A 10,103-nucleotide genomic window follows, 5' to 3' on the forward strand; every position below is an offset into this window, starting at 1 on the left:
TTACTTGTATGAGTACTCCTACTGAACCACTGCACACCCCGGTGCTGCTGCTTATATTCAACCGCCCCCAAACCACCCAGAAAGTATTTGACCGTATCCGGCAGGTAAAGCCCCAAAAGCTGTACGTGGCCGCCGACGGGCCACGCCCCGGCAATGCCACCGATGCCGAACGCTGCGCCGAGACTCGCCGCATTGTGGACCAGGTAGACTGGGACTGCGAGGTGAAAACCCTATTTCAGGTAGAGAACCAGGGCTGCGGCGTGTCGCCTGCCAAGTCCATCACCTGGCTTTTCGAGAACGAGGAGACAGGCATCATCCTGGAGGATGACTGCGTGCCGTCCAAAAGCTTTTTCTGGTATTGCCAGGAGGTGTTGGAGAAGTACCGGCACGATACCCGCGTGATGCACGTGAGCGGCAACAACTACCTCAACGGCTGGCGTCGCGACTCCGACTACTCCTATTACTTCTCCGACAAGGTGAACAGCTGGGGATGGGCCACCTGGCGGCGCGCCTGGCAGCACTACGATTTCAAGCTCTCCAACTACCCCGAGCTGAAGCAGAAGGGCTATCTGAGCGGCCTCTTCCTGAACAAAATGGAGGAAGCCTACCGCCTCAGCAAACTCAATGAAACCTATACAAACATCCAGAAAGGCGATGTGTGGGATTACCAGTGGGAGTTTACGGTATACAGCAACTCCGGGCTCTGCATTGTGCCCGAGGTAAACCTGGTGCGCAACATCGGGTTTGGGGAGGATGCCACCCATACCTTCAACCTGCACGACAAGAAGGCGCAGATCAAAGAGCAGGAAATAGAGCTTCCGTTGCGCCATCCCAAATTCGTGATCCGTGACGTCGCCTCTGACCGCCGCAATTTTAACTACATGATGCGCGACAAGGTGAGCGCCAAGCTGAAAAACCTGTTCAGCTTCAGCCTCTAAAGCCATACCGCTATGAAGTTACTCTTATCCGCATACGCCTGTGAGCCAAACCGCGGCACGGAACTCGGCAACGGCTGGAACTGGGCGCTGAACACGGCCCTGCTCGGCCACGAGGTATGGTGCCTGACAACGGTAGAGGGGAAAGCGGCCATAGAGGCAGAGGTGGAACGGCTCAACCTGCCGAACCTGCACATCGTGTTCGTGCGCGTGCCCCCGCTTGTCGACAAGGCTTTTGAGTACCACCTGGGCTTTTACCTGCATTACATCGTATGGCAGCAGTACGCGTACCGCAAAGCCAAAGAACTGGATAAGGAAATAGGGTTTGATCTGGTACACCACGTCACGATTGGCAGTCTGCAACTCGGCACGGCGATGTGGCGCTTGCAAAAGCCGCTCATTTTCGGGCCCGCCGGTGGTGGGCAGGAAGCCCCGAAAGCCTTTAAGAAATACTTTTACTCCTGGTGGAAAGAAGAGGTCGTTCGCTCCTGGATCAGCAAACTGTTGCTTGCCGTGAACCCGGACGTGAATAAGACCATGCGGCAGGCCGCGCTGGTGCTCACCACCAACGAGGACACCTATACCATGGCGAAAAGCATCGGCGCGCCAAATGCCCGGATGTTTCTGGACACCAGCCTGCCCGAAAGCTTTTACCCACCGGCATACCCCGTACGCGTTCCGTCCGGGATGCTGAAGATCTTGTGGGTAGGGCGTCTGTTTGCCCGCAAAGGCCTGCCCCTGGTACTGGAGGCTCTTAGCAAACTGCCCCCCGCAACCAAATTCGAGCTGACCATACTCGGCGACGGCCCCATGCACGACTATGTGCCAGGGTGGGTGGAGCAGTATGGCCTGCAGGGCAAAGTGAACTGGAAAGGCCAGGTGCCGTGGGAAGAAGTGAAGCGCCAGTATACCCAAAGTGACCTGTTTCTGTTCTGCAGCCTCCGCGACTCCAGCGCCGCCCAGTTCCTCGAGGCCATGGCCTATGGCCTGCCCATCGTCACGCTGGACCTGCACGGGGGCAAAAACCTGGTGCCCGACACCGCAGGTATAAAAGTGCCCGTGAGCACGCCGGAGCAGACAGTCGGGCGTATCGCCGCTGCTGTGGAACGGCTTTACCAAGCCCCCGAACTCCGCCAGCAAATGGGCCAGGCAGGCTACGCCTTTTCCAAAACCCAGACGTGGGCCCTCAAAACACAACACATTAACGCGTTCTACAGTACGTATACCCAGGCGCACCCTGAGCAACAACCTGTTTAACACAACCCTTACCTGAAGATGATTTATATAGTAATACCTGTTTTCAACCGCAAGCACTTTACCAAAGAATGCCTGCTCTCGCTGCAGCGGGGCACCAACCAGCACTACAAGGCTATCGTAGTCGACGATGGCTCCACAGACGGCACAGCCGACATGCTGCGCGAGGAGTTTCCGGAGGTGGAGGTGCTGACCAGCGCCGGCAACCTCTTCTGGACAGCCAGCGTGAACATGGGCATCAAACACGCCTTGCAGCAGGGTGCCGACTACGTGATGACGCTGAACAACGACCTGGAGGTAGCCCCGGACTTTATCCAGAGCACCTATAAGTGGATGGCCCGGAAACCAGCGGCTGTGATTGGGGCGCTGGAGATGGACGCCAATACCCGCGAGCCCGCCTTCGGAGGCGAAGTGGTCGACTTCAGGACGAACACCGTGCGCTATGTCTTGCAGGAGCTGTCCAAGGAGAAGCAGGTGGGGCTGCACAAGGTCACGCAGCTTCCGGGCCGCGGCCTCCTCATCCCGAAACCGGTTTTCGAGAAGATCGGGCTTTTTGACCAGGACCGCTTTCCGCACTATCTGGCCGACTACGACTTTACCCATACCGCGCTTCGCAACGGATTTGAACTGTACTGCAGCTACGACGCCCGGCTGTATACCTACCCCGAGGAAAGCGGCGAGCGCAAGAACAGGCAGAGCAAATCCATCAAAAACTTCTACAACCACCTCTTCGATATCAAAGGCGGGGGCAATCTGCGCGACTTTACCAGATTCACGCTGAAGAATTGCCCGAAGCCATACATCCCATACTACCTTGCCAACGGCTACGCCCGGCGCATTATCGGCTACCTGGTTAAATAAATGCAGGACACGCCATCCATAACACCTGCTGCGCATACCCCAGCCAAAGGCTGGCTGCTGTTTGCAGTGGTGGTGTTCGGTATGATAGGTGCTCTGAGTCTACTGCGGGCACTGCCGTTTGCACCCCGCATGGCTACTGCCGGGTATGATGGTCCGCTGGTGATCACGAAGGGGGGCACCTACAGCGGCAACTGGGAGTCGAGCGACTCGGAGGTGGCTGCCGTGGAGGTACGCACCGCAGAGCCTGTCATCATCGAGAATGCCAACATCAGGGGCGCGGGCCAGCTCATCAGAAGCGCGGGTTATCGTGCCGACATTACGGTGCGGCATACCAACGGCTACGGTATCACGCCCACCCCATGGAGCGACTATAAGAAACCGCGCCGCTTTGTTGCCGTGGATGTTTTCAAGAATGTGACGGTAGAGCACTGTTACCTGGAGCAGACGGCCGGCATTTACCTTGGAGTGGAGTATGTGGGCAACGGCAGCCCTGATCAGACCATCACGATCAGGTACAACAAGGCCCTGAACATAGACGGGCGGGTATACGGCGACAAAGACCGGGTTCAGTTTGTGCAGTTCAACTACCGGGGTGAGGTGCCTTACGCCGAGGTGGCCTGGAACGAGGTGATCAACGCCCCAGGTGCATCTGCCGTGGAGGACAACATTAATATTTACAACTCCCGGGGCACTCCCGCCTCCCCTATCCGCATTCACGACAACTACATTCAGGGGGCCTTCCCGATGCCTCTGGCTGCCACAGAGTACTCCGGCGGGGGCATCATCATGGACTCTCCCGGCACCGACTCGCTAACATCCACTGCCTACGTGCAGGTATACAACAATCAGCTGGTGGGCCTCGGCAACTACTGCCTGGGTATAGCAGGCGGCAACAACATCGAGATGTATGACAACCGGGCCGTAGTCGCGGCCACTTTCCCTGACGAGAAGCCCTATCATTTCTGGACGAGTGGCATTTGGGCGAAGGATTACTATAAAATGCAAAACACCTTTGCCAACAGCATGCACCACAACACGCTGGCCGTGGTAGGAAAGACGGGTACCTGGCGCAACGAGATCATGGACAGCACATTTCTGGCCGCCGAGACGTATGGCAACACCATTTTGCCTGGTGCGGTAACCAAAAGCATGGAAAAAGCAGAATATGCGCACTGGCAGCAAAAGTTGCGAAAACACCAGCTGCTGCTCGGCCCCATCCAGTAGCGCCACTGCAGCCATACAACCCGTGTTACAACTATAACACTTAACAATCCCTGCCTAGTATATAATTCTATATAGCTTAATTTTGATTATCCAGCATATCCAATTCACTTATTAACAGACCGCTACCTCCTATTAACCTACTTAACACATTAGGGGCTCAGGCACTCCCAATTTAATATCAAGCCCGCCAAATTACCTCCCAAAAACCCTACCTAACACAGCTTAAACATTATGCAATTACTGCACACAGCTACAAAACAGCTTATATTATAACAAAATCAATAAACTAAAATAATTTGCAACTTTTAAAAAAGCCATATTGTGACCATATATCAATTAACAAGGGTTTATAAGAACTAAACCATATAAATATTTTTATGGTTTTAAAATATTTGCAGTGGTTGCATGTGTACACATACTATTATAAAAATTACATCTATATATTTGTCATACTTATACTTGAAGCGAAAACAGAAAATACCCAGCTAGACAAGTTTACATTTTGATTCTTTTAAATTTCTGCCTGTTAACGCGCCAACGGAGGCTAGCAGCGATATTTTAGAAAAGACATTATTTTTAAAATACAATTTCACCTTTTAGCCAAATTAGATGAAATCCTTAGTAACCCCTAAATTCAGGAGGATTGGCGGAGCCTTGCTCGCCCAGTTCCTGACACTCACCCTAGTACTATGTTCCACGCAGTCCGCAGTGGCCCAAAGCTACAGCGGCCCGCTGGTGATCACCAAAGGCGGCACGTACAGCGGCAACTGGGAGTCCAGAGACTCAGAGGTGGCTGCCGTGGAAATCAAGACAAGCGAAACCGTTATCATTGAGAATGCCAACATTCGCGGTGCCGGACCACTCATCAGAAGCCTTGGCAACAAAATCAACCTCACTGTTCGCCATTCAAGCGGGTATGGCATTACGCCAACCCCGTACAAAAATTACAAGAAGCCCCGCCGCTTTCTGGGTATAGATGTGTTTAAGAATGTGGTAGTGGAGAACTGCTACATGGAGAACACCGCAGGGATTTACATCGGCCAGAGCTACGAAGGGAACGGGTCTGCTTCGGAGACGATCAAGATACGTTACAACATCGCCAAAGACATTGATGGCCGCGTTTATGGAGGGACCACCTTTGCCCAATTTGTGCAGTTCAACTTCAGAAAAAGCATCCGTCATGCTGAAGTAGCCTGGAATCAGGTAATCAACACGCCTAACAACTCAGCTGTGGAGGACAACATTAATATCTACAACACAAGAGGCACAGCTGACTCTCCTATCCGTCTTCATAACAACTACATACAGGGAGCCTTCCCGGTATCAGCCTCCAGCACGAATTACTCTGGCGGCGGCATCATCACAGACGGCAATGCAGGAATCTCTGAATGCCCGGCCTATATAGAGGCGTATGACAACCACCTGGTGGGCCTGGGTAATTACTCCTTGGGTATAGCCGGGGGCAATAACATCCGCTATCACCATAATAGAGCAGTGAATGCCGCTACTTTCGAGAATGGTACAAAATATAACATGTATACCTCAGGCTTGTGGAGCAAGGACTACTATCGTCTGAACACCACTTTCTCCAATTCCATCGACAACAATGTGATCGGGATTGTAGCCTGGGGGTACATCAAAAACCGCAATGATATATCGGTGGCCGAAAACGCCTCTTTCAAAGACAATATGTTTCTGCCAAACCCGATAACTATTCAGTCTGAAAAGAACGAGTATACACGATGGCTGCAAAAATTGCAGCAAAGCAATATTACCCTTGGCCCAGGATCCACAGCACCGGTTCTGCCGCCAAACCAGGCACCCGCCGTTAGCCTTACAACTCCAGTAACCAACGCGACCTTTTCTCTTGGTACCGCGTTATCGCTGGCAGCAGAAGCATCAGACTCCGATGGCAGTATTTCTAAAGTTGCGTTTTACCTTGGTGCAGACAAAATAGGGGAAGACACAAGCGCACCGTATACCCTTACGTGGAACATGGCAATCGCCGGCAGCTATAACCTTACGGCGAGAGCATATGATAACACTGGTGCACTGTCAACCTCAAAAGCAATTACAGTAACCATAACTGTGCCTGTGGTAGCACAGGAGGCAGCAGCAGTTCCATCAATTTCCATCGGCAGCGGCAAGATAACAAGAGAGACTTGGTTGAATGTGAAGGGTAGCAGCATAAATGATATTCCACTCGCCAAAACGCCCTCCTCCACCACCGAGCTCACCTCCTTCGAGGCGCCGGCCAACGTGGCCGACAACTATGGGCAGCGCATCCGGGGCTACATCACCGCCCCGGCCTCGGGTACCTACACCTTCTGGGTGGCCGGCGACAACAACGCCGAGCTGTGGCTGAGCACGACAGAGGACGCGGGCGGAAAGGTCAAGCTCGCCTACGTCAACGGCTGGACAAACCCCCGCGAGTGGGACAAGTACTCCTCCCAGAAGTCGGCCAGGGTGACCCTGGAGGCGGGCAAGCGCTACTACATCGAGGCTTTGGGCAAGGAAGAGACGGGTGGAGACAACCTGGCCGTGGGATGGCAATTGCCAAACGGAAGCATGGAGCGACCGATCGCTGGAAATCGACTTTCTCCAATTGGAAGCCAGGTAGCGACAGTTCCTACTCCAGCTACTCCTACTCCTACTCCTACTCCTACTCCTACTCCTACTCCTGCGCCAGCTCCAACACCGACTCCTGCGGCTTCAGGCACGATCACTAGAGAATATTGGGCGAATGTAAATGGCTCTGACATAAGCAATATTCCGCTTACCAAAACACCCACAACTATTACTGCCCTCACCTCCTTCGAGGCGCCGGCCAACGTGGCCGACAACTATGGGCAGCGCATCCGGGGCTACATCACCGCCCCGGCCTCGGGTACCTACACCTTCTGGGTGGCCGGCGACAACAACGCCGAGCTGTGGCTGAGCACGACAGAGGACGCGGGCGGAAAGGTCAAGCTCGCCTACGTCAACGGCTGGACAAACCCCCGCGAGTGGGACAAGTACTCCTCCCAGAAGTCGGCCAGGGTGACCCTGGAGGCGGGCAAGCGCTACTACATCGAGGCCCTGGGCAAGGAAGAGGCGGGCGGAGACAACCTGGCCGTGGGATGGCAGCTGCCTAACGGAAGCATGGAGCGACCGATCGCTGGAAACAGGCTATCGCCTGTACAGAGCACGGTTCCAACGCAGCCGAGTGTGCCAACACCTATCGTGAGCATTGTGCCAACAGGCAAGATTATAAGAGAGACCTGGTTGAATGTGAAGGGAAGCAGCATAAGCGATATTCCGCTTGCCAAAACGCCCTCTTCCACCACCGAGCTCACCTCCTTTGAGGCACCGGCTAACGTGGCCGACAACTACGGGCAGCGCATCCGGGGCTATGTCACCGCCCCCGCCTCGGGCACCTACACCTTCTGGGTGGCCGGCGACAACAACGCCGAGCTGTGGCTGAGCACGACAGAGGACGCGGGCGGAAAGGTCAAGCTCGCCTACGTCAACGGCTGGACAAACCCCCGCGAGTGGGACAAGTACTCCTCCCAGAAGTCGGCCAGGGTGACCCTGGAGGCGGGCAAGCGCTACTACATCGAGGCCCTGGGCAAGGAAGAGGCTGGCGGAGACAACCTGGCCGTGGGATGGCAACTGCCTAACGGAAGCATGGAGCGACCGATCGCCGGTAACAGGCTATCGCCTGTTACAAAAGCAGCCGCCATGCAAGCCATACAGCCCATCGAATTTGACACGTTACCGTCTGTTGCTTCCGCATATCCGAACCCATTCACGGATGTGTTGACGCTGAGCTTACCTGCTACAGGTATGGAATTAACGGAAGTAGCTATTTTCGGACAGGATGGCAAGTTGGTATACAGATTAAGTGAGCCTACCCTGGTAGACAATAAGCTTGAAGTGAATGTCAGCGGCCTCAATCTCAGAAGAGGTCTTTATATACTGCGATACACTGACAACACAGGCATGACAAACAGTATCAAGGTCATCAAAAAGTAACAATGACCTATTGATTGCAATAAAGACCTATAGGATTTGAATGTGCTATTCTGAAAGTTTAGTCTAAAAATAATTACTTTGTCAGAACCTCCAAAGCTCTCTTTGGAGGTTCTGTTTTTTACTTCGAATCATTTTCAATCTTTGGTAAATGTGCATCGGTTAATGCCTCTGGTATTGACTCCTTCAGAAAGGATAGAGTTATGCACTGATCACGCATGAATTAGAGAAAACAGCACAGGCGAAAAAACTATAGGAACTGAGTATAAAAAACGATGGGAATGAAACTTTAAAGTCTACAGGTTATCAATAGCTATCGTAGTATTTAAACCGAGAGGAGGTAGAATGGATCTCTTTTTTTACCTGACTGCTGTAAAATAGGGCAATAAAATTGTCCATTACAATAAAATCTATTTCCCTTACTGATTTTATTGTGGTGTTTTAATAACTCAATTTATATACTCCAACAGTTGTAAACTTTTATACAAATTTTCGTAATACATGGACATGCTTTATTCACAAACTTAAATATAATATTTATGCAACATTTCTATGAAAACAATTTGCTAGAAAATTCTAACAAACTATTGAATGGTTCAGCACCTTTAAGGGGTCTCAGGACTAATATTCCATTAAATTCAAAGATAACCCTACTCTCGCAAAGGTATTCGATCGGAATATCAGTCAAAACAAATTCAAAGTATTATACAAATCAAAACACAACGACGAAATCTTTCAATAATAATGTATGGTCTTATCTAATGCTATTTTTGATAGCATTAGCTTTATGTCCTTTTCAGCTAAAGGCTCAAACATATAGTGGTCCTATTGTTATCACTAAAGGAGGGACCTATACTGGTAACTGGGAATCCAATGACTCTGAAGTGTCAGCTGTGGAAATAAAAACATCTGAACCATTAATTATCTTGAATTCGAATATCCGTGGTGCTGGTTATCTTATTAAAAGCTGGTACAATTCTGCAAACTTAGTTGTTCGCAACACGAGTGGGTATGGCTTACCTCCAACTCCTTACCAAAACTACAAAAAGCCACGACGATTCGTTACGGTAAATAACTTTAAAAACCTTGTAATCGAGAACTGTTATCTTGAACAGACAGCTGGTATATATGCAGGGACAATGTATGAAGGCAATGGTACTCCTAATGAAACAATAAAGATTCGATACAACATAGCCAAGAACATTGATAGTCGGGTGTACGGTGGCAATGAAGATCATTCTCAATTTGTCCAGTTTAATTTCCGAGGCAATTTACCTAATGCAGAAATAGCTTGGAATCAAATCATTAACAGTCCGGACTTATCCCGAGTTGAAGATAATATCAGCATTCACAACTCAAAAGGAACAGCTAGTTCTCCTATCAAAATTCATGACAACTATATTCAAGGGGCATATCCAATTCCTTCTACTAGTATATCATATTCAGGAGGTGGTATTCTTAGTGATGGCGATGGAGATGCATCCAGTTGTACTGCATTTGTAGAAGCATATAACAACCAACTGGTAAATCTTGGAAATTATAGTATGGGGATTGCCTCTGGTAATAATATCCATTATCATAACAATAGGGCTGTAAATTCTGCTACGTTTGAAGATGGCTCTCGATTTAAGATGTATACCTCTGGTTTTTGGAGTAAAGACTACTATAACCCAAGTTGTGTGGTAGAGATCCTATGAATAAAAAAGGCATGGCACGTAATATTTAGTGACCAAACTAAATCTATTACCGCCATGCCCGACTTTACCGCCACCGATTTACAGGACGTGTTCGTCTATGCAATAATAGACGAATACTTGC

Annotated in this window: 6 protein-coding genes; all 6 read left to right on the plus strand. The window is 50.8% G+C overall.

Features of this window, described 5'->3' with window-relative positions:
* Nucleotides 1–8 precede the first annotated feature (8 nt).
* On the plus strand, nt 9–938 hold the full coding sequence (locus MKJ04_RS01485; protein WP_241638564.1) for a nucleotide-diphospho-sugar transferase: 930 nt from the start codon (nt 9–11) through the stop codon (nt 936–938).
* 12 nt (nt 939–950) lie between these two features.
* Nucleotides 951–2,192 (plus strand): glycosyltransferase family 4 protein, encoded by a 1,242-nt coding sequence (locus MKJ04_RS01490; protein ID WP_241638565.1) that lies wholly within the window; start codon nt 951–953, stop codon nt 2,190–2,192.
* Nucleotides 2,193–2,210: 18 nt separating this feature from the next.
* The gene (locus tag MKJ04_RS01495; protein ID WP_241638566.1) at nt 2,211–3,050 is read left to right on the plus strand and encodes a glycosyltransferase family 2 protein; all 840 of its coding nucleotides are present in this window, start codon (nt 2,211–2,213) and stop codon (nt 3,048–3,050) included.
* A complete protein-coding gene (locus MKJ04_RS01500) occupies nt 3,051–4,274 on the plus strand; it encodes a glycosyl hydrolase (protein WP_241638568.1) in 1,224 nt (407 codons plus the stop codon).
* A gap of 609 nt (nt 4,275–4,883) precedes the next feature.
* Entirely contained in the window at nt 4,884–8,288 is a 3,405-nt protein-coding gene (locus MKJ04_RS01505) for a PA14 domain-containing protein (protein ID WP_241638570.1), read from the plus strand.
* Nucleotides 8,289–8,824: 536 nt separating this feature from the next.
* Nucleotides 8,825–9,982: a glycosyl hydrolase gene (locus MKJ04_RS01510; RefSeq protein WP_241638572.1), complete on the plus strand. Its 1,158-nt coding sequence runs from the start codon at nt 8,825–8,827 to the stop codon at nt 9,980–9,982.
* Nucleotides 9,983–10,103: the final 121 nt, after the last annotated feature.

Source organism: Pontibacter sp. E15-1, assembly GCF_022601975.1.
Lineage (GTDB): Bacteria > Bacteroidota > Bacteroidia > Cytophagales > Hymenobacteraceae > Pontibacter.

Coding starts and splice junctions, on each gene's coding strand:
- MKJ04_RS01485 (WP_241638564.1), top strand. CDS start 9: ATGAGTACTCCTACTGAACCACTGCACACCCCGGTGCTGCTGCTTATA.
- MKJ04_RS01490 (WP_241638565.1), top strand. CDS start 951: ATGAAGTTACTCTTATCCGCATACGCCTGTGAGCCAAACCGCGGCACG.
- MKJ04_RS01495 (WP_241638566.1), top strand. CDS start 2,211: ATGATTTATATAGTAATACCTGTTTTCAACCGCAAGCACTTTACCAAA.
- MKJ04_RS01500 (WP_241638568.1), top strand. CDS start 3,051: ATGCAGGACACGCCATCCATAACACCTGCTGCGCATACCCCAGCCAAA.
- MKJ04_RS01505 (WP_241638570.1), top strand. CDS start 4,884: ATGAAATCCTTAGTAACCCCTAAATTCAGGAGGATTGGCGGAGCCTTG.
- MKJ04_RS01510 (WP_241638572.1), top strand. CDS start 8,825: ATGCAACATTTCTATGAAAACAATTTGCTAGAAAATTCTAACAAACTA.